This is a genomic window from Pseudoxanthomonas sp. (assembly GCF_002863005.1).
Classification (GTDB): Bacteria; Pseudomonadota; Gammaproteobacteria; order Xanthomonadales; family Xanthomonadaceae; genus Pseudoxanthomonas_A.
In genome coordinates, this window is sequence record NZ_PKDG01000019.1 from 131,342 (window position 1) to 150,206 (window position 18,865).

Here is an 18,865-nt window from a genome sequence, read left to right on the forward strand (position 1 = left end):
GGCATTCAATGGGTTGCGTCAACCTGGGTCGTCCCCGGGCAGAGGGGGGGCGATGAGCGGTAACCGGCTGCTTCGTTCCACCGCCATCTTCAGTTCCATGACGTTCCTGTCCCGGGTCTCCGGGCTGGTGCGGGATCAGGTCTACGCCATCGTCTTTGGCGCCAACCCGGCCATGGACGTGTTCATTGCGGCCTTCCGCATCCCGAATTTCATGCGGCGGCTGTCGGCGGAGGGGTCGTTCTCGATGGCCTTCGTGCCGGTGCTGGCCGAGTACAAGGAGAAGCACGGGCAGGAGGCCGTCAGGAATCTGGTGGACCGGGTCGCGGGTACCTTGCTGGCGGCCCTGCTGGTGGTCACCGCGGTGGTCCTGCTGGCGGCGCCGTGGTTGACGAGGGTGATCGCGCCCGGCTTCGAGGTCGGGGGCGAGAAGCATGCGCTGTTCATCGAGATGCTGCGCATCACCTTTCCCTACGCGCTGTTCATCTCGCTGGCCTCGCTGGCGGGCAGCATCCTCAACAGCTACCAGCGGTTCGCGGTGCCCGCACTGTCCCCGGTCCTGCTGAACGTCGCGATGATCGCCGCAGCGCTGGGGCTGGCTCCGTTGATGGGCGGATCGGTCAAGGCGCTGGCGTGGGGCGTGTTCGCCGCCGGCATCCTGCAGTTGGGGTTCCAGCTGCCTGCACTGGCTAGGCTGGGGCTGCTGCCGAGGCCCAGGCTAGATTTCGCCCATGCCGGTGTCCGCAAGATCCTGACGCTGATGGTCCCGACGCTGTTCGGTTCCTCGGTGGTGCAGTTCAACCTGCTGTTCAACACCATGGCGGCCTCGTACCTGATCGGCAGCAGCATCACCTGGCTGTATTACAGCGACCGCCTGCTGGAGTTCCCCTTGGGCATGTTCGGGGTGGCGATCGGCACGGTGATCCTGCCGCACCTGTCCAGCCGGCACGCCGCGACCGATCCCGACGGCTATTCGAAGGGTCTCGACTGGGGGTTTCGCCTCTGCCTGATGATCGGTCTGCCGGCCTGCGCGGGCTTGATCCTGTGCGCGGAGCCGCTGATGTCGACCCTGTTCCAGTACCGCAACTTCACTGCGATGGACGCGCGCATGAGCAGTTGGAGCCTGATCGCGCAATCCACCGCCGTGCCGGCCTTCCTGCTGGTCAAGGTGCTGGCCCCCGCCTTCTATTCGCGGCAGGACACCCGCACGCCCGTGAAGGCGGCCGTGGTGGCTGTCCTGACCAATGCGTTTTGCACCATCGGCCTCTTCGCCGGCCTGCTGTACGCCACGCCTGCCGGACACGCCGCGCTGCAGGCGGCGGGCGGCGATTGGATGCAGGCGCTCGCGAGCATTCCCGGGGCGCATGCGCTGCTGGCCCTGGCCATTGCCATCGCCGGCTGGGTCAATGCGCTGCAACTGGCGTGGTTGCTTCGCAAGGCCGGCGTTTACCGCCGGCAGCCGGGCTGGGGGCGTTTCCTGCGCCAGATCGGTATCGCCACCCTGGCGATGACGCTCACGGTGCTGGCGTTCCGGTTGCTTTGGACGGACTGGTCCGCCTGGACGTGGTGGGAGCGCGGCTGGCGGCTCGCGGCGATGGTCGGCGCCGGCGGCGGCCTGTATGCCGGCCTGCTGTACGTTCAGGGCATCCGGCCGCGAGACCTGCGTGGGCATTGAGGACGGGCGGGGCCGGCTATACTTCAATGTCTTGCACCATCCCGGATCCGCCGTCTGGCGTATCCGCCCTGACAGGATTCCATGAGCAGGCTGTTCCGTGACGTCGATGGCGGGTCTCTGTGCCCGCACGGTAGCGTGGTCTGCATCGGCGCCTTCGATGGCCTGCACTCGGGCCACCGCGCGCTGGTGCGGCATGCCGTGACGCGCGCGCGTGCGCTGGGCGTCGAGTGCGTCGTCGTCACCTTCGAACCCCTGCCGCGCGAGTTCTTCTCCAAGGACCATCCGCCGCCGCGCCTGACCCTGGCGCGCGCCAAAGTAGAAGGCCTGCTGGGCCTGGGTGCGGATCGCGTCGGCCTGCTGCGCTTCGATGCCAGGCTTTCGGCGATGTCCGCCGAGGACTTCGTTCGAACCTTGTTGGTAGGCCGCCTGGCCGCACGCGAAGTCTGGATCGGTCCGGAATTCCGCTTCGGCCACCGCCGCGGCGGCGATGTCGCGCTGCTGCAAGCGATGGGATCTGAGCTGGGCTTCAGCGCCGATGCGATCGCGCCGGTCGAAGTGCAGGGCGAACGCGTGTCCAGCACGCGCATTCGGGAAGCCCTGAAAAGCGGCGACTTCACTACCACCACCCGCTTGCTCGGCCGACCCTATGCCATCGGCGGCCGGGTCGTGCGCGGCAAGCAACTCGGCCGCACGCTCGGCTTCCCCACCGCCAACCTGCGCTTCCCCAAAGCGCCCGCCCTGTCCGGCATCTACGCCACCTGGGTGCACGGCGTGGGCGATGCCCCGTGGCCGTCGGTCTCCAGCTTTGGCACGCGCCCCACGGTGGACGGCGTCGAGCCGCTGCTGGAAGCCCATTTGTTCGACTTCACCGGCGACCTCTACGGGCGCCACATCGAAGTCGAATTCGTCGCCAAGCTGCGCGACGAACTGAAATTCCCCGATCTGCCCAGCCTCACCGAGCAGATGCACCGCGATGCCGACCAGGCGCGCGCACTCCTTTCCGAACACAAAGAACGAGCGACGGCGTGAGCCAGGACTACAAAGCGACCCTTCATCTGCCCGCCACGGATTTCCCGATGCGCGGCGACCTGCCCAAGCGCGAGCCCGACACGCTGGCCCGCTGGGAAAGCCAGGGCCTGTACGCGCAGCTGCGCGAGAACGCCAAGGGCCGCCCGCTGTTCGTGCTGCACGACGGCCCGCCGTACGCCAACGGTGCGATCCACCTGGGCCATGCGGTCAACAAGATCCTCAAGGACATCATCGTCAAGTCGCGCTACCTCGCCGGCTTCGATGCGCCGTACATCCCCGGCTGGGATTGCCACGGCCTGCCGATCGAGATCGCCATCGAGAAGAAGTTCGGCAAGGTCGGCGTGAAGCTGGATGCGGTCGAGTTCCGGCAGAAGTGCCGCGAGTACGCCGAGTCGCAGATCGACATCCAGCGCAAGGACTTCAAGCGCCTGGGCGTGATCGGCGACTGGGACAACCCGTACAAGACGCTCGATTTCCGCTTCGAAGCGAACGAGATCCGCGCGCTGGCGAAGATCGTCGCCAACGGCCACCTGACCCGCGGCGTGAAGCCGGTGCACTGGTGCTTCGATTGCGGCTCGGCGCTGGCCGAGGCCGAGATCGAGTACGCCGACAAGGTGTCGCCCGCCGTCGATGTCGCCTACGCCGCGCGTGATGCGCAGGCGGTGGCGACGGCGTTCGGTGCCACGGTACCGGCGGATGTCGAGGTCGCGCTGCCGATCTGGACCACCACGCCGTGGACTCTGCCCGCGTCGCTGGCGATCTCCATCGGCGGCGAACTGGAATACGCCCTGGTCGAAGGCCCTGCGCACGACGGCAAGCGCCGCTGGCTGGTGCTGGCCGACGCGCTCGCGGCGCGCGCGTTGCAGCGCTACGGCGTTACCGACGTGGTCGTGCACGCGCGGGTGAAGGGCAGTGCACTGGAAGGCCTGCTGTTCGCGCATCCGTTCTACGACACGCGCGACATCCCCGTGCTGCTGGGCGACCACGTGTCGGCCGAAGACGGTACCGGCGCCGTGCACACCGCGCCTGGCCACGGCCAGGAGGACTATGTCGTCAGCAAGCAGTACGGCCTGCTGGACAAGTACACCGCCGCGCAGCTCAACCCGGTCGATGGCCGCGGCGTCTACCTGCCGTCCACGCCGGCCGCGCATGGCGTGGAACTGGCCGGCCTACATATCTGGAAGGCCAACGACGTCATCATCGATGTGCTGAAGCAGAGCGGTGCGCTGCTCGCCTTCAGCAAGCTGGAACACAGCTACCCGCACTGCTGGCGCCACAAGACGCCCATCGCGTTCCGGGCCACGCCGCAGTGGTTCATCTCGATGGAGCAGGCCCATCTGCGCGCCGACGCGCTGGAAGCGATCAAGCAGGTCGGCTGGTTCCCGCAATGGGGCGAAGCCCGCATCGCCGGCATGGTCGATGGCCGTCCGGACTGGACCATCTCGCGCCAGCGCACTTGGGGCGTGCCGATCGTGCTGTTCGTGCATCGCGAGACCGGCGAGCCGCATCCGCGCAGCGTCGAGCTGATGCGCGCGGTCGCCGACCGCGTGGAGCAGGGCGGCGTCGATGTCTGGTACACGCTGGACGCCGCCGAACTGCTGGGCGACGAAGCGAAGGACTACGACAAGATCACCGACATCCTCGATGTCTGGTTCGACTCCGGCGTGACCCACGAAGGCGTGCTGCTGGAGCGTGGCCTCGGCAAGCCGGCCGACCTTTACCTGGAAGGCTCGGACCAGCATCGCGGCTGGTTCCAGTCCTCGCTGCTGACCGGCGTGGCGATCGACAAGCAGGCGCCGTACAAGCAGTGCCTCACCCACGGCTTCACCGTGGACGAGCACGGCCGCAAGATGTCCAAGTCGCTGGGCAACGGCATCGAGCCGCAGGACATCATGAAGACCCTCGGCGCGGACATCCTGCGCCTGTGGATCGCCAGCGCCGACTACAGCAACGAGATGTCGCTGTCGCAGGAAATCCTCAAGCGCAACGCCGACGCCTACCGTCGCCTGCGCAACACCGCGCGCTTCCTGCTCAGCAACCTCAACGGCTTCGATCCCGCCCGCGACCTGGTGGCGCCGGCCGACATGGTCGCGCTGGACCGCTGGATCGTGCACCGCGCGTTCGAAGTGCAGGAGAAGATCAAGGCTGCCTACGACCGTTACGACTTCGCCGAAATCGTGCAGGCGTTGCTGAACTTCTGCAGCGTCGACCTCGGTTCGCTGTACCTGGACGTCACCAAGGACCGCCTGTACACGATGCGCGAGGATTCGCGCGGGCGCCGCAGCGCGCAGAGCGCGATGTACCGCATCGCCGAGGCCTTCGTGCGCTGGATCGCGCCGGTGCTGAGCTTCACCGCCGACGAGATGTGGGGCTACTTGCCCGGTGAGCGCACCGGCAACGTGCTGTTCGCCACCTGGTACGACGGCCTGGCGCCGCTGCCGGCCGACGCCGCCCTGAACGCCGCCGACTTCGACCAGCTGCTGGCCCTGCGCGAACAGGTCGCCAAGGTGCTGGAGCCAATGCGTGCCAACGGCCTGATCGGTGCCGCGCTGGAAGCGGAGATCGCGGTGTCCGTGAACGCTGCCACGGCCGCCAAGTGGCAGCCGCTGGCGGAAGAACTGCGCTTCTTCTTCATCAGCGGCGACGTCACCGTCTCCGAAGTCAGCGCCGACGAGGTCTTCGTGCTTGCGACGCCGACCACGAAGAGCAAGTGCGTGCGCTGCTGGCACTACCGCGCCGATGTCGGCGCGCATGCCGAGCATCCGGAACTGTGCGGCCGCTGCGTCAGCAACATCGACGGCGCCGGCGAAACCCGGGAGTGGTTCTGATGACGGCCGCCCCCAAGCCCAACGCGCTGCTCTGGCTGCTGCTGTCGGCGGTGGTGATCGGCCTGGACCAGTGGTCCAAGGCCTGGGTGCTGGCGTCGCTGCCGGAATACACCGCCATCCCGGTGATCGACGGCTTCTGGAACTGGTACCGCACCTACAATACCGGCGCGGCATTCAGCTTCCTGGCTCAGGCGGGCGGCTGGCAGCGCTGGTTCTTCACCGTGCTCGCGGTGGGCATCAGCGGCCTGCTGGGCTACTGGCTGTCGCGCACGCGCCGGGGCGACTGGCGCCAGGCGCTGCCGTACGCGCTGGTGATCGGCGGCGCGCTGGGCAACGTGATCGACCGCCAGATCCACGGGCACGTGATCGATTTCATCCAGTGGCACTGGCGCGACCATTATTGGCCGGCGTTCAACATCGCCGACTGCGCGGTCGTCGGCGGAGCCATCGGCATTGCGGTGTTCGGCCTGTTCGACGGCAAGAAGAAGGCCGCGTAGAGCGGGCCTTGGCTCGCCACTCGGTGATGCATCAACACGGTGGGCCAAGGCCCACACTACGGGCATCGCGGTGGTTTTCCCTCACCCCGTTCCCCTCTCCCGCGGAGGGGAGAGGGGCGTAGGTGCCATGCGGGATCGGCACCGGCAACACGTTTAGCGTTTCATTTTCCCGCCTTCGGTACTATCGGATTCTATGGACGTCCTGCTCGCCAATCCCCGTGGTTTCTGCGCCGGTGTCGACCGCGCCATCGAGATCGTCAAGCGCGCCATCGAAACGCTGGGCGCACCGATCTACGTGCGCCATGAAGTGGTGCACAACCGCTTCGTCGTCGACGACCTGAAGCAGCGCGGCGCGATCTTCGTGGAAGAACTCGACGAAGTGCCGGATGGCGCCACGGTCATCTTCAGCGCGCATGGCGTCTCCAAGGCGGTGCGCCACGAAGCCGAACGCCGTGGCCTGAAGGTGTTCGACGCCACCTGCCCGCTGGTCACCAAGGTGCACCTGGAAGTCGCGCGCCACTGCCGCGCCGGGCGCGACGTGGTGCTGATCGGTCACGCCGGCCACCCCGAGGTGGAAGGCACGATGGGCCAGTGGAACCGCGAAGGCGGGGAAGGGCAGATCTATCTGGTGGAGGACATCGACCAGGTGTCCACGCTGGACGTCAGCCAGCCCGAGAACCTGTTCTACACCACCCAGACCACGCTGTCGGTCGACGACACGGTGGGCATCATCCAGGCGCTGCAGGCGCGTTTCCCGGCCATCCACGGGCCGAAGAACGACGACATCTGCTACGCCACGCAGAACCGCCAGGACGCCGTGCGCGACCTGGCCAAGCAGTGCGACCTGGTGCTCGTGGTCGGTTCGCCGAACAGCTCCAACTCCAACCGCTTGCGCGAGCTGGCCGAGCGCGACGGCGTGGAGTCGTACCTGATCGACGGCGCGCACGAGATCGACCCGCGCTGGATCGACGGCAAGCAGCGCATCGGCGTGACCGCCGGCGCCTCCGCCCCCGACGTACTGATCGACGGCGTCATCCAGCGCCTGCGCGATCTCGGCGCCGCCGGTGTCAGCGAACTGGACGGCGAACCGGAGAACATGGTGTTCGCGCTGCCGAAGGAACTGCGGCTACAGCTGGTCGGCTGAGCCTCTGTCCCCGAGCGGGGCAGGCATCCTTCGCGGGACGCCGCGGGCCGGAACCGGTCGATGCGGCGCGCATCGCACGCTGCGACCTTGGAAAATTTCCTCGCTGCCGCACCTCCGGGCCTCGATGCCGGGGAAAATTTCCTCGCCACCGCCCTTCCGTGCCGCACGCGCGCACCTTCCCGGTTCGCGCGCTCACAATGAAGCCTCGTCATCTCACCTGAAAGCCTCGCTGACGGAGAAAATTTCTTCGTCATCTCACTTCAGAGCCTGGGCGTCGAAGAAAATTTCCTCGTCATCTCACTTCAAAGGTCCGGCGGCGGGGAAATTTTCCTCGTCATCTCACCTCAACGCCGCGTCATCGGGGAAAACATCCTCGTCATCTCAGCTGAAAACCTCGCGCGCGCACCTTGCTGGTTCGATTTCTCATACATGAGGCGCGGCGACGCTGCCCGTGCATGCGCGTAAGCCGCGTGCACCCTCAACTGTGAGTCATTTTCCGTCGCGACTCGCTTGGAAGCGTGCGCGCATCGCGTTAGCGTGGCGATGCCGTCGGATGCGGCGGCCTCACCTGACAAGGAATCAAGGAGCGACAATGAGTCAGAACCTCGTGGACCTGCAGATCGACACCACTATCCTCGATCCGCTGGATGCCGCCATCTCCCAGATGGAAGCCTGCCTGGCGGGCTTGATCTCGCTGACGCCGGAACAGCGGCGCGGCCTGATCAAGATGGGCGACAAATCGGAAGCCTTCTGCCGCGCGGCCTTCAACGTGGCCGAGCAGCATGCCGGCATCATGGCGCGCGACTTCGACATCGAGGGCGTTCGTCGCGACCAGCAGACGCTGGACCAGCTGCGCCCGCGCATCCTGCGCATCGCCCACCTTTACCAGCGATTGACCGACACCGAGATGGCCCTGGGCAGCGACCTGATGGCCGCCGCGCTGGAGGTCTACGGCGTGCTGAAGGTCGCCGGCAAGGGCAAGGGCCTGGACGAAGCCCGCCGCCACCTGGCCAGCCGCTTCCGCATCAGCACGCACGAAAGCGATGCGCCGGGCGAGAGCGTTGGCAACGGCTAACGGCTGGATGTTGGCGGTTTGATGCAAGAAGACGGCCCCGCGATGCGGGGCCGTTGTTGTGGGCAGGTTCCGTCGAGGGTGCAGCGGGTAAGAATCGGAGTCCATGCGCGCCGCAGCGGCGCCCGCCGGACTCTGCGGATTGACCGCGGATACCCCAGCCCCTAAAATTCGCGGCTCCGCCGGAATAGCTCAGTTGGTAGAGCGGCGCATTCGTAATGCCTCCAGCGCAGCTCCGAAGCGACACTTACAAGCAACACCCAACAAGGCCCGCAGATGCGGGCCTTTGTTTTTACAGGTGTTTCCCAGCAATGCGGACGAGGACCGTCCAAGCTGGAAATCGACGCATCGCATGCGAGTTGGCTTAGTCCCGGCTTCGGCCATTTGACGGTTTCCGACCCCAACGCGGACATCCGCCGGGGAGCATGCTTTGCACCCTGCTGGGTCCGGTTACACATCGGCTTGTTAGCGGGACCGAGCCGCCCTAAGATCAACCGTATCAAGGGGATAGCCCACCATACGGTGCGCTGTGGATAGTCGTATAACCGGACACCGGGATCCGGCTATTAGGTAGTTAGCTCACAAGTGGAGATTCAGGTGCCTCTTTACCATGCGACGTTGAACAGCTATTCGATCGGAGAAACAATCGAAGCAAAAGTAGAGAGCACTTTCTATCCTGATGCCGTAGAGAGACTCGAGGCGACAAAGCCAGCCGACGCACCCTCGCGCGCCATCTGCTTGTTCGCAAGTGAAAGCTTAGATTTCTGTTATCTGTTCGCATTAAAGCAGCAATGGTCAAGAGAAAGCATAAAACTGTATGAAGTTGAGATGCCATCTCACCACCATGCCCCCATGGCTATAGTCCATGCAATTCAAAAGAAGCTCGAATCCGGGAAGCCCTCGGCGAAAGCGGAAAGCGAATACTGGCATCCAACGCAGTCTTGGAAGTTCGTTGAGACCTTCGGCCCAACTATGACCATCGTGCGAAAAATGCAAGCTCCAAGCATCAATGAGCTCATCCTCAGTACTATGTATTACGGCGAGGCAGATCGCGCATCAGCGTTGTGAGCTAACAATTCGTTCAAGCCGAGCCCGCTTTGCGATTTCGGGCCGACCGGAACCGCATCGTGCGGGCCGGCTTAACTCAGGCGTTAGAACTCTCAGGGGGAAATTACGTTGGGCGCAAAGGAAAAGATTCAAGCCGAGCTGTCTGAGCTCCTGAGGCAAGGCGCCGAGGTCTTTAAGAAGTTCTCTGACACCAAGAAGTCGCCAGACATCACCATCGACTACCAGTCCTGGTACTCAAGGTCATTGAAGGCTATGAAGCTCCTTGCGCCTGATCGTTTTGACGAATTCCGCGGCTATTACGAAGCCGATCCAAAGAGGAAATCGTTGGGGTACGGAACGTACGTAATTCATGACTACATCAAGGGCGTTGCGCCAGGTGCGTACAATCTTAGAGACTTCGATACGCGCGGCCAGGCTGCGCGTGGCATGTACAACCAAATCGTTATATTGAAGTCAGTACTCGAACGCTCCGAGACGATCCTTGACGATATTCAGGGAACGCTTCTCGCTGAACTACAGGACGATGAGGTGGCTACAGCAGAGGCGCTTCTAAAGGTCAACATTCGTGCTGCTGGTGCCCTCGCCGGCGTGATACTCGAGTCGCACTTGCAAAAGATTGCAGATGGCCATGGAATCAAGATCGCAAAGAAGGCGCCGACAATTGCGGATTTGAATGATCCGCTGAAGGCTGCAGGGATCTACGAAACGGCCGTGTGGCGCAAGATCTCGTACCTCGCGGACATTCGAAACATGTGTTCGCATAAGAAGGCAGCTGACCCGAGCGCGGAGCAGGCCAAAGAACTGGTTGATGGCGTGCGATGGGTTGTGAAGAACGTAGCCTGAGAGTTCTAACAATTCATTCAAGCCGACGCCGCTTCGCGGCGCGGTTTAACTCAGGCGTTCCTGATGTCCGCTTCTGGCCGAAGGCTGCCGTCAGGGGGGGGCGAGGGGGCGGGTTCCTGTGCGCCTGCCGGCTCCGGCGAAAGACCGACGCATTCGTAACGCTTCCGGGAATACACGCGAATCAGCGTAAATCGCTAAATTGCACAAGGCCCGCAAATGCGGGCCTTTGTTTTTTCAGGTGTTTCCAGCCAACACGGATGATATGTATCCAAGCATGAAATCAAGGGTTCCGGGCGTAAGTTGGCTTAGTGCCGGCTTCCAATCCTTGGCAAAATTCAGCGTGGTGGCACAGTGCATTTGTACTCACGCGGGGGCTGAGCCCGGCTAGTCAGGTATCCAATCCGATAGACTGCGGTAAACACCGTGCCCTTCGGGGCCTATCACGAAAGGTCACATCTGAATGACGAAGCCAACCCTCGACTCCATCGCCACGGCCAAGGCCAAGTTGGAGGAGGAACTCCGCAAGCTGGAAGAACAGGAAGTCCAGCTACGCCAGCAACAGTCGGCCGACGCCTATTCCGAGATCATGGGGTTGTTGACCCAATACGGGACTTTGTTCACAGCCAAGCAAAAGGCCGAGATCGTTACTGCTGTCGGTGCCAGCAGCCCGGCCAAGCTGAAGAAGGCAGTCGCGAGTAAGGAAGTGGCTCCCAAGTACTGGCTGCCGCACACGCATGAAACGTGGACCGGCCGAGGTCGTCCGCCCCGTGCCTTTACGGCTTGGGAAGGGACCGCTGCCTACAAGGAATGGAAGGCAAGGCACCCCAACGAGAAGTTCCCTAAATTTCCGGGCTGACTTCGTTTGGGCATTGGGTCGGGATTGGGTAGAGGCTGGAGGCAAGGGTGCCCGTCTGTGGTATGTGCGGTGGCGTCGCAGAGAAGCTGGCGAATAGCCACATCTATCCAGCGTCTATGACTCGCGAACAGTCGGCTGGTAGCGAACTTGTCGCGGCTAAGCCGGAGCGCGGACATGTCGTCATAGCGACCGCAGGGCTTCGCGACAGAATCGTCTGTATCAGGTGCGAACAGTTGTTTCATCCGTTCGACGATGAAGGTATCCGTTTTCGCAGGAGGGCTCTCAAGCTGGAGGGTCTTGTTGGCTTTCGGCATGAATCCATAAGCCTCCCAACCCTCCGGGCTGATGCCTCCAAGCTTCATACCTTCGCATTGCAAACGGTGCTACGCGCTGCGCTGTCTAATCACACGCCGGATGTGCCTGTAAGTGAGTTGACCCAATGGACTGCCAATAGGCTGTTGGATGGAAGGCCAACCGTTGATGACGGCCCGGAAGTATTCATAAGAATCATTAGAGGCGATTTGGGGGCGGTATCGATGGATCCCGCGTTGCATCAGGATGCGACGCCGCCCTGTTACATCCTGCACATGCCCAACATGACGATTTTCGTGGCTCGCGATGTAGGTGGAAAGTTGGACCGTTCCTGCTCGCATATGACGCTGCGCGCCGGCACGGAAGTCACCATATGGCGGAGCAGAATTGAGCTGTATGAACTTGCGCGCATAACCGACGGCTTAGCCCCTGTTGCAGCCGAGATGCGGAAGGTGTTTAAGAAGCTTGAAAGGTCAAGCGCTCGACGGAAGAAGAAGCAGTGAGTCCAGTCAATTTCACCTGATGGGCTGCATCTTGTAAGGCCCCTTCTTGCGGACGTTCCTCATCCAAACACCGTAAGCCGGGCCATCCTACGCTCTGGGCATCGACCCTACATCGGTGCCTAACATGCGTATCACCCTGACCAAGCGTCTTGTCGCCCAAGCCCGGCCCCAGCCCAAGCCCTACGAAATGCGGGATATCCTCGTTAGGGGGCTGATCCTGCGTGTCCAGCCCAGTGGGCACAAAGCTTGGGTTGTCACCTGGGCGCATGGGAAGCGTCGTACGCTCGGTTCGATTGAACACCTGTCCTTGGAGAAGGCCCGGGCGCACGCGTCGCAGGCAGTGGCTGAGGCCGTCCAGCAGCGCTTACCGGCACTGGCGACGATCAAGCAACGGGCCTGCACCCTGCGGGAGTTCCTTGACGACCATTACGCCCCTTGGGCTGCCACTGAGCTTCGCCGGGGTAGCAAGTACGTCATGCGGATCAAGACCCACTTTCCGGACCTGTTAGACCGCTCCATGTCCGATATCGACGTGGCGACGATTAATCGCTGGTGGTCCGATCGCCTGACGCCCGTAGACGGCAAGCGCCCTGTTGAACGCATTACTGCCCATCGGGACTTTGCGACGCTTCGGGCGGCTTTGTCGTATGCCGTGGAATGGCGTCTGTTGGAGCGGAACCCGTTGCTGGGGATGCGCCAGAAATCGGTGCAGGGCCGCAAAGTGGTCCGTTTCCTGTCGCCCGACGAAGAGTCGCGGCTGCGTGCTGCACTTACAGCGCGCGACAAGCGGGGTGTACAGGGCAGGGCGAACGCCAATGCTGACCGTCGGCGTTACGGTCAAGCCGTACTGCCCGATCTACCCCAAGATGGCTACACGAACCATTTGACCCCCGTGGTGCTCCTTGCAATGAACACGGGCATGCGTCGGGGTGAACTGCTTTCGCTTGAATGGGCCGATATCGACCTCGGGGCCAAGGTCATCACCGTGCAAGCCCGCAACGCCAAGAGCGGCAAGCAGCGTCATATCCCCCTAAACGCCGAAGCGTTACGCGTCGTGACCCAGTGGCGCGAGCAGTCTGACGGGGTAGGGCAGGTGTTCGAACCGCAGGACGTCAAGAAGGGCTGGGGTTCACTGCTGACGACGGCCAAGATCACGGGCTTCCGCTTTCACGACTTGCGACATCACTTCGCCAGCAAGCTGGTCATGGCAGGTGTCGACTTGAATACGGTCAGGGAGCTATTGGGCCACGCGGACATCAGCATGACGCTGCGCTACGCCCATTTGGGGCCCGAGCATCTGGCTGCGGCTGTGGAGAAGCTGGCTGCGTGACCTCTTGCAGCCCGAGTCGGAGGGTCGTATAAAGCGCTTGCCGCTTCGCTAAAGCGTCGGTGTTGTCGCCTGACATGGCTCAAGCCCAGGTCCCGGATCTCTCCCGTAAACGGGAAACCGGATTCCCTACCTGGAGCCCGCATGAGCCTTCGATCCCTTCGTAAGCACGCCTTTCAAGCCCAGCATGGCCGTTGCTACTACTGCGACCAGCCGATGTGGCAAGGATCTCCAACCGAACTTGGCCTGCCGTCGAAGTTAGGTCGCTGGTATCAGTGCACCGCAGAACACCTGATCGCGCGGCAGGACGGAGGCAAAAACACCCCTGTCAACGTTGTCGCGGCCTGCCGCTTGTGCAATCTACGACGCCACCAGCGCCCTACCCCAGCTCCGTCACCAGAAACCTACAAGGCCCTCGTCCAACGACGAATGGCTGCTGGTCGCTGGCATTTGAAGCTTCCATCGTCAACTTCAACTACCAAATGGACAGCGGACCTTGGCCAGCCAAGCAGCTATGACCAGATTGCTGGGTAACGCATGACTACTGCTTTCTAGGCTGCTCGTCGATAAGGCCATCTTCCTTCAGCCTGTCGTACGCTACGCGGACTTCACTATGACCAAAAAGATTGCGGCGCTTCTCGTTTCCGCTAGTCAGCGACAAGACGATTTCTTCGGCCCCATTTGCAATCCGCCGGTTCTGGGCAAGGTAGTGGATCGTTGACAATAGCTCCAAGCCATAAGGATTCTCGTATCCGTTGACCAAGTGCTCGAGTCGTCGAATCACGTCAACGTCGGCCTTTTCAGCAGCCAAATAGTGCTCGGCAGCTGCGAATCCCGCAGCCGTGACATGCACTTTCCTATCTTGCGAACGCATTCCGCTTATGTAGCGCATGTCCTCCAGCTTCATCAATGAACTCTTGAGGACGTCCGAATAGGGGCCGTAAAGGCTGCTGTAGAACTCCAGGTTCAAGGGTACGCCAAGCACCTGTAGGAAGTACGCAATCTTTTGTAGGGAGAGCCGATCTACCGCACCGTCGCCATGGCCCTCAAACCACGAAATTGCGCTGAGGAAAAGCGCACGACCCAGTGTCATACGCGATGCGACATTGACGTACTCTGGGGCATCAATGCGAGGCACAGGCTCGTAGACCTGGATATCAACGCCCACGATATCTGCCAATTTCCTTTCAATGATCGGACGAACATCGCGCCAATCCAATCCGCCGTTGCCACAACCTAAAGGGGGCATCGCTATGGATTTGATATCCAATCGCCTAATCTCAACCAACAAGGCGTCGAGCCCATCTTCGATATAGGAGATTTCCGACTTGTTGCGCCAATGCACCTTCGTGGGGAAGTTGACTAGATACCTTGGCACAACGTCATCCAGCAGGTCACCCCTACGAAACACTAGTAGACGACCCGGCCTAAGCCATTTTTCATCACAGGCTTTCTTGTAAGCCTGATAATTTTCTGGCCACTCGGTCCTGAATCGCAAGGCCACACCCTTTCCCATAACTCCAACACAGTTCACCGTGTTGACGATGGCTTCCGCCCTCGACTTGAACATGTCACCGTGGATGAAACGAATACTCATACGAAACAACCGGATTTCTTAACGATTTGACCGCGAAAACCGTACTGATGCGCAACAGCACTCACGGCTTGGAAGATGGCTTCTGATGGCACGACGATACAGGCTATCAAATCAACTGGGAGCGCATCTTTCACCAGCAATTCCGCCATGCGAGAAGATGACCGGACCTGATACTTGGGTGGCGAGTCTTTGTCTTGGCACCAGCCATGCACGCCCGCATAGCCAATTTCCGGAATTGCACAAACTAGTGGAGCTTCGTCGAAGAGCGCCCAATTCACGTGGGTCGGCAAACGTCCATAGTCATCAATGACAACCGGCTGTGGCGCCTGCTTGTTCAGGGCCGAGTTGCTGAATGACACCTGCAGTCCGCTTGCGACGACTTCAGCGACATTCACTACAAGGAATATCCGTGATGCCGCGCTAGAAACCCCCAGATCGCGACCGTCTGGCGCGATCACGTTGGTCTTCCCTTTGTGTACTGAGTACGCGAAGCCGGTCACAGGGGAGAAGTACAACGCAACGTAGTCGTTCACGACGCCCCCATGGGGCAAAGTGAATACCGGCTCGCCTCGCATTTGCACAAGGTTCGCATGGCTGGTCTGGTGGCATGCTTGCGCATGTAGATGATTCTTCGACCGGATCTCGCCATCCTGCAAAAACATCGCCAAGTCACGATAGTCGATCTGTCGAAATCCAAACCTGGCCATCCTTCCCCCGATCTTCGACACAAGTTGCTGCAATCAAAGAACTCATCTTTAGGGAAGATCCTCGCCTTTCCCCAAGTTCAGTGCCGCTGCCGTCTTGCCCAGAACCGCCCGCCGGTCTGGTGCCAGGGTCCAATAGTCCAGAATCAGCTTCGCCAGCTGATCGTCATCGGCGAACAAGTACGCCACGGGAACATCCAGCGCCTCTGCGAGCGCTGCAGCCGATTCCATGTCAGCACGGTTGACCTGTTGTTCGTACCGGTTGATCCGGACTGCGCCCTTGTCTTTGGACTGATCCTTATCCACCAGCGCCCCCAGCGCGCGCTGCGAAAGACCCCGCATTGCACGGGCTTCCTTTAGGCGCTTGGCGAATGTCGCCGTGATCGTGTCGGGCTGGGACAAGCGGAAGTAACGGTGTGTGAACCTTCGAAAGCATGACCCATGTACTCCGTTGACGACATCCATTACCGTAGCGGTATATAGCAAACCACGGGGCTGGGTCGGTCGCAAGGGGATGCATCAACGACCGGCTAAGCCCTTGATCCGTCGACCAAGGGGTCTACCTATGAAGCGTTTCGCGCTGTTCTGCTTGATACCTGCGTTGGCTGCAGCCTGCGCAACCAGCCCCGTTGCCCTGACCGACGCCAAGCCGGTCCCAGCTGATCGCGTCTTTACCTACAGCCAACCCATCGACGGGCCTAGCGGGCAGTTGATCGTCTTGCGCGACGAGGGCTTCCAGTCCAAGGGCTGCCCCATGGCGTTCTACGTGGATGGGAAGCTGACGGCGCACGTCCGCACGGGCGAAACGACGACCCTGACGGTCCCAGCGGGCAGCCGCATCCTCGGGGCGGGCCCAGCGGGCGAAGGCATGTGTTCCTGGGCCAGCAAAGCAGCCCATACACGCGAAACGTCACATGTGGTTGAACCTGGCAGCCGTACCAAGGTGCGCCTAGCCGTGGTGGGCGAAGGCATCTACCAAGTCACGCCTACGGGCTTCTGAGGCGACAACTATGAACTTCGGAAAGATGGGCTTGGTCGTCTTCGTGCTGGGGCTGGCGATTGCTGCCGGTGCAGGCATGAACCGGATGTCCCTTGATCGTCGTGCGACCAATGCCAGCGTTGCAGCCACGCTTGCAGACAATGCATGGCGTCGCATCAACCACAGGGCCGACGGCGAAGACTTACGCGAAGCCCGTGACAAGATGATCCCATGGATCATCGGTGGGGGCATTGCCGCAGTCCTGGGTCTCGGGATGATCTTCGCTGCGGGTGGATCGTTCCTGCCTACTCGGACGTGTCCGAAGTGTGCGGAAACCGTGAGGGCAGCGGCTGTCGTCTGCAAACACTGCGGGACTGATCTGCAGCCAGTCGCCCCCAACCAATCGAAGTCGTCGTACCGGGCTTTAGCGAAGGCAGCCGAAGACGCAGAGCGCAAGGTAAAGCGCAGCTAACCCCTCTTCCCGCGTTGTACGCGCTCGTCGCGCTTGTTCTGCTTGGCGATCACCAGCAGGATGCTGGGGATTGTGTGCCACAGCCTTTCCCAGTGTGACCCAGGCAAGTCCTTGAAGATTTCCGTCGTTTGACGAAATGGCACCCGAGCCTCGTCAAGCAGCTTCTGGCCCTTTGTCGTAAGAAGCAATTCCTGCACCCGACCATCCGAGGGCGACTTGCGCCTACGGACCAGACCAGCGTTGACCAAGCGGTTCACCGTCACTGTGACCGTGCGCAGGGCAAAGCCAAAGTAATCAGTGACATCAGTCGCCCGGACCACGTTGTCCGGCCCCGACGTTACAGCGCCCCTTGGTTCCCCAATGAATCGCAACATGGCGTATTGGGCGTAAGTGACGCCCAAGGGCGCCAGCTTCCGATCCAGCATGGCGCGCAACTCACGTTCAATGGCGAAAAGACCATCGATTCGTTCGTCGATCTGCTTCTTCAAGAGGACGCGGGTAAGTTCCATCGGGCGAATCTACCCAATATAGGATGCAACATCAACTATTGTTCAAAAGCTTACGGACCGCAAAAAAGCCGGTTTTTACAGCGGATTGAAGCGCCCGCGGCATCCCGCAAGAATTCGCTGGAATGGTTGGTTCCGATGTACAGAATAGGTGTCGCCCCGATACGAGGGTATACGTAGGAGCGACACCATGAAGGGTAAAGAACTGGCCGGCTTCAATCGCGTCAAGCAACTGGCCGAAATCCGGGCGTTGCCAAAGGGCTCGGATCGTAAGATCGGCGAGACCAAGCTGGTCCGTAGCTGGATCGAAAAGAAGCAGCTGGAGTCGGAACCCGACCTTCAAGGGATGGCTTGGCTTGCATACTGGTACATGACGCCACTGGAACGCACGGAGCTTTTCACCCGTGAGTACGAGAAGGCATATCTCGCAGCCTATGCCAGGGCATTTCCCGATGAAGACGTCACCAAGAAGCGGCCAATTAATCCGATCTTCGCTGCAAACGATCCGGGCATCATGAATGCCTTGTGGAAAGCGCGCGCGTATGCAGATGCTGCTGGCGTGCCTTACGACTTGTTCTTCAAGGTGGTGATGGACGGCCTGCTGGTGAACGACAAGTGGCAGCGTCCTCCGCGCCCCAATCAGCTCTACGGAAAACTGACCTTGCCGAGGCTGCAGGATGTCGCGTCCAGTAAGGAATGCGGGGAGCGCTTCTTGTCGGCTGACTGGGACCCGCGCTTCTTTGCCGCTTCATATCGCGGAGACGAAGTGCAGGAAACGGTATTGCGCTACATCAAGTCTGACGTCGAGAGGGCACCTGATCCGGCCGCGATGCTGTCGGAATATCTGTGTGTCCGGAAGGCGATCACAGTCCAGCGTGCCAAGGAAATGTTCGGTGAAGAGCTGGTGCTGGCTGCGCGCGCATTGTCTGATGAAGTGCCCGTCGAACAGGCGGAACCTATGGTTCGCTACATCCCCGGATGCCTCGGCTTCCCCGATACGGAGGAAGGGTCTGCGTGTCAGGTCTGCCCTGTGCGGCGCGAGTGCTTGGGGTTCGACCGCAAGGTGCGCGATGACATGATCAACGCGTTTGGCACGGATGACCCCCGTCGCCAATGGAAACGGGATGTCAATAAGAACCGGCAGCGTCGCTTTCGTGAGCGCCAGAAGAATGCTGACTGGCAGGGCTTGGTTGACGATGCGGGGCAGAAGCCGGTCGACGTGGAAAAGTCTGATATCTCGCCGAAGTAGTGACTTGCCGGGACCGTTACCGGGCTGGGTAATCGCAGCAGTCCGGAAGCTTTACCAAGTAGGTCCGGGACCGTGACGCGCCGACATGGGTGTCACGGTCTTTTTCGCTCGCGGCTGCGTTACAAGCCGTCTGTAACGCGCCCCATAAAAGCTATACCTAACCGTTAGAAATACAGAGTTATAAAATATAAACAGCGCGCATAACGA

The 18,865-nt window shown here is 61.4% G+C and carries 19 protein-coding genes; 15 read left to right on the top strand and 4 right to left on the bottom strand.

Annotated features, from left to right (window positions below; genetic code table 11):
- Positions 1 to 52 precede the first annotated feature (52 nt).
- The 12 genes from murJ to CYU89_RS09655 all read left to right on the top strand — a co-directional run bounded on the left by murJ (position 53) and on the right by CYU89_RS09655 (position 13,685).
- The gene (murJ, locus tag CYU89_RS09600; protein ID WP_296280462.1) at positions 53 to 1,672 is read left to right on the top strand and encodes a murein biosynthesis integral membrane protein MurJ; all 1,620 of its coding nucleotides are present in this window, start codon (positions 53 to 55) and stop codon (positions 1,670 to 1,672) included.
- 81 nt (positions 1,673 to 1,753) lie between these two features.
- Positions 1,754 to 2,701, top strand: coding sequence for a bifunctional riboflavin kinase/FAD synthetase (locus CYU89_RS09605; RefSeq protein WP_296280464.1), 948 nt, complete (start codon positions 1,754 to 1,756; stop codon positions 2,699 to 2,701).
- Positions 2,698 to 5,529, top strand: a complete 2,832-nt coding sequence (ileS, locus tag CYU89_RS09610) for an isoleucine--tRNA ligase (RefSeq protein WP_296280466.1) — start codon at positions 2,698 to 2,700, stop codon at positions 5,527 to 5,529. The genes CYU89_RS09605 and ileS overlap by 4 nt, the downstream gene beginning before the upstream one ends.
- Complete coding sequence (gene lspA / locus CYU89_RS09615) at positions 5,529 to 6,026, top strand: signal peptidase II (RefSeq protein WP_296280468.1); 498 nt, start codon at positions 5,529 to 5,531, stop codon at positions 6,024 to 6,026. Before ileS ends, lspA begins: the two co-directional genes overlap by 1 nt.
- 193 nt (positions 6,027 to 6,219) lie before the next feature.
- Positions 6,220 to 7,170, top strand: coding sequence for a 4-hydroxy-3-methylbut-2-enyl diphosphate reductase (gene ispH, locus CYU89_RS09620; RefSeq protein ID WP_296280470.1), 951 nt, complete (start codon positions 6,220 to 6,222; stop codon positions 7,168 to 7,170).
- 592 nt (positions 7,171 to 7,762) lie between these two features.
- Positions 7,763 to 8,245: a hypothetical protein gene (locus CYU89_RS09625; protein WP_296280472.1), complete on the top strand. Its 483-nt coding sequence runs from the start codon at positions 7,763 to 7,765 to the stop codon at positions 8,243 to 8,245.
- Between the two features lie 615 nt (positions 8,246 to 8,860).
- A complete protein-coding gene (locus tag CYU89_RS09630; RefSeq protein WP_296280473.1) occupies positions 8,861 to 9,310 on the top strand; it encodes a hypothetical protein in 450 nt (149 codons plus the stop codon).
- Positions 9,311 to 9,418: 108 nt separating this feature from the next.
- Positions 9,419 to 10,153, top strand: a complete 735-nt coding sequence (locus CYU89_RS09635) for a hypothetical protein (protein ID WP_296280475.1) — start codon at positions 9,419 to 9,421, stop codon at positions 10,151 to 10,153.
- Positions 10,154 to 10,613: 460 nt separating this feature from the next.
- Positions 10,614 to 11,009 (top strand): H-NS family nucleoid-associated regulatory protein, encoded by a 396-nt coding sequence (locus CYU89_RS09640; RefSeq protein WP_296280477.1) that lies wholly within the window; start codon positions 10,614 to 10,616, stop codon positions 11,007 to 11,009.
- Positions 11,010 to 11,125: 116 nt separating this feature from the next.
- Positions 11,126 to 11,824, top strand: coding sequence for a hypothetical protein (locus CYU89_RS09645; protein WP_296280479.1), 699 nt, complete (start codon positions 11,126 to 11,128; stop codon positions 11,822 to 11,824).
- A 124-nt stretch (positions 11,825 to 11,948) separates the two neighbouring features.
- On the top strand, positions 11,949 to 13,154 hold the full coding sequence (locus CYU89_RS09650) for a site-specific integrase (RefSeq protein ID WP_296280481.1): 1,206 nt from the start codon (positions 11,949 to 11,951) through the stop codon (positions 13,152 to 13,154).
- 213 nt (positions 13,155 to 13,367) lie between these two features.
- On the top strand, positions 13,368 to 13,685 hold the full coding sequence (locus CYU89_RS09655) for an HNH endonuclease signature motif containing protein (protein WP_296280672.1): 318 nt from the start codon (positions 13,368 to 13,370) through the stop codon (positions 13,683 to 13,685).
- Between the two features lie 7 nt (positions 13,686 to 13,692).
- Here the strand turns inward: CYU89_RS09655 and CYU89_RS09660 are convergent, their stop codons facing one another.
- Genes CYU89_RS09660 through CYU89_RS09670 form a run of 3 tightly spaced genes read right to left on the bottom strand, consistent with a single transcriptional unit; the run spans position 13,693 to position 15,854 of the window.
- The gene (locus CYU89_RS09660; RefSeq protein WP_296280483.1) at positions 13,693 to 14,748 is read right to left on the bottom strand and encodes a macro domain-containing protein; all 1,056 of its coding nucleotides are present in this window, start codon (positions 14,746 to 14,748) and stop codon (positions 13,693 to 13,695) included.
- Positions 14,745 to 15,488: a DarT ssDNA thymidine ADP-ribosyltransferase family protein gene (locus CYU89_RS09665; protein ID WP_296280484.1), complete on the bottom strand. Its 744-nt coding sequence runs from the start codon at positions 15,486 to 15,488 to the stop codon at positions 14,745 to 14,747. The genes CYU89_RS09660 and CYU89_RS09665 overlap by 4 nt, the downstream gene beginning before the upstream one ends.
- Before the next feature lie 15 nt (positions 15,489 to 15,503).
- Entirely contained in the window at positions 15,504 to 15,854 is a 351-nt protein-coding gene (locus CYU89_RS09670) for a helix-turn-helix transcriptional regulator (RefSeq protein WP_296280485.1), read from the bottom strand.
- A 163-nt stretch (positions 15,855 to 16,017) separates the two neighbouring features.
- Here CYU89_RS09670 and CYU89_RS09675 point away from each other — a divergent pair, with 163 nt between their 5' ends.
- A complete protein-coding gene (locus tag CYU89_RS09675) occupies positions 16,018 to 16,452 on the top strand; it encodes a hypothetical protein (protein WP_296280488.1) in 435 nt (144 codons plus the stop codon).
- Positions 16,453 to 16,462: 10 nt separating this feature from the next.
- Positions 16,463 to 16,903 carry a zinc ribbon domain-containing protein gene (locus CYU89_RS09680; RefSeq protein WP_296280490.1) on the top strand — a complete coding sequence of 147 codons (441 nt, stop codon included), beginning with the start codon at positions 16,463 to 16,465 and terminating at the stop codon, positions 16,901 to 16,903.
- On the opposite strand, the gene CYU89_RS09685 is transcribed toward CYU89_RS09680, so the two are convergent.
- On the bottom strand, positions 16,900 to 17,412 hold the full coding sequence (locus tag CYU89_RS09685) for a MarR family transcriptional regulator (RefSeq protein ID WP_296280492.1): 513 nt from the start codon (positions 17,410 to 17,412) through the stop codon (positions 16,900 to 16,902). The two genes, CYU89_RS09680 and CYU89_RS09685, sit on opposite strands and share 4 nt — an antisense overlap.
- Positions 17,413 to 17,599: 187 nt before the next feature.
- On the opposite strand from CYU89_RS09685, the gene CYU89_RS09690 reads away from it, so the two are divergent.
- Complete coding sequence (locus CYU89_RS09690; protein WP_296280494.1) at positions 17,600 to 18,658, top strand: hypothetical protein; 1,059 nt, start codon at positions 17,600 to 17,602, stop codon at positions 18,656 to 18,658.
- Positions 18,659 to 18,865: the final 207 nt, after the last annotated feature.

Bases quoted from the DNA above. Each gene is read 5' to 3' on its own strand.
- CYU89_RS09680 (WP_296280490.1), top strand. From the start codon at position 16,463: ATGAACTTCGGAAAGATGGGCTTGGTCGTCTTCGTGCTGGGGCTGGCG.
- CYU89_RS09605 (WP_296280464.1), top strand. From the start codon at position 1,754: ATGAGCAGGCTGTTCCGTGACGTCGATGGCGGGTCTCTGTGCCCGCAC.
- CYU89_RS09645 (WP_296280479.1), top strand. From the start codon at position 11,126: ATGACTCGCGAACAGTCGGCTGGTAGCGAACTTGTCGCGGCTAAGCCG.
- CYU89_RS09625 (WP_296280472.1), top strand. From the start codon at position 7,763: ATGAGTCAGAACCTCGTGGACCTGCAGATCGACACCACTATCCTCGAT.
- CYU89_RS09650 (WP_296280481.1), top strand. From the start codon at position 11,949: ATGCGTATCACCCTGACCAAGCGTCTTGTCGCCCAAGCCCGGCCCCAG.
- CYU89_RS09655 (WP_296280672.1), top strand. From the start codon at position 13,368: ATGTGGCAAGGATCTCCAACCGAACTTGGCCTGCCGTCGAAGTTAGGT.
- CYU89_RS09660 (WP_296280483.1), bottom strand. From the start codon at position 14,748: ATGAGTATTCGTTTCATCCACGGTGACATGTTCAAGTCGAGGGCGGAA.
- ispH (WP_296280470.1), top strand. From the start codon at position 6,220: ATGGACGTCCTGCTCGCCAATCCCCGTGGTTTCTGCGCCGGTGTCGAC.
- CYU89_RS09640 (WP_296280477.1), top strand. From the start codon at position 10,614: ATGACGAAGCCAACCCTCGACTCCATCGCCACGGCCAAGGCCAAGTTG.
- lspA (WP_296280468.1), top strand. From the start codon at position 5,529: ATGACGGCCGCCCCCAAGCCCAACGCGCTGCTCTGGCTGCTGCTGTCG.
- CYU89_RS09675 (WP_296280488.1), top strand. From the start codon at position 16,018: ATGAAGCGTTTCGCGCTGTTCTGCTTGATACCTGCGTTGGCTGCAGCC.
- CYU89_RS09690 (WP_296280494.1), top strand. From the start codon at position 17,600: ATGAAGGGTAAAGAACTGGCCGGCTTCAATCGCGTCAAGCAACTGGCC.
- CYU89_RS09685 (WP_296280492.1), bottom strand. From the start codon at position 17,412: ATGGAACTTACCCGCGTCCTCTTGAAGAAGCAGATCGACGAACGAATC.
- murJ (WP_296280462.1), top strand. From the start codon at position 53: ATGAGCGGTAACCGGCTGCTTCGTTCCACCGCCATCTTCAGTTCCATG.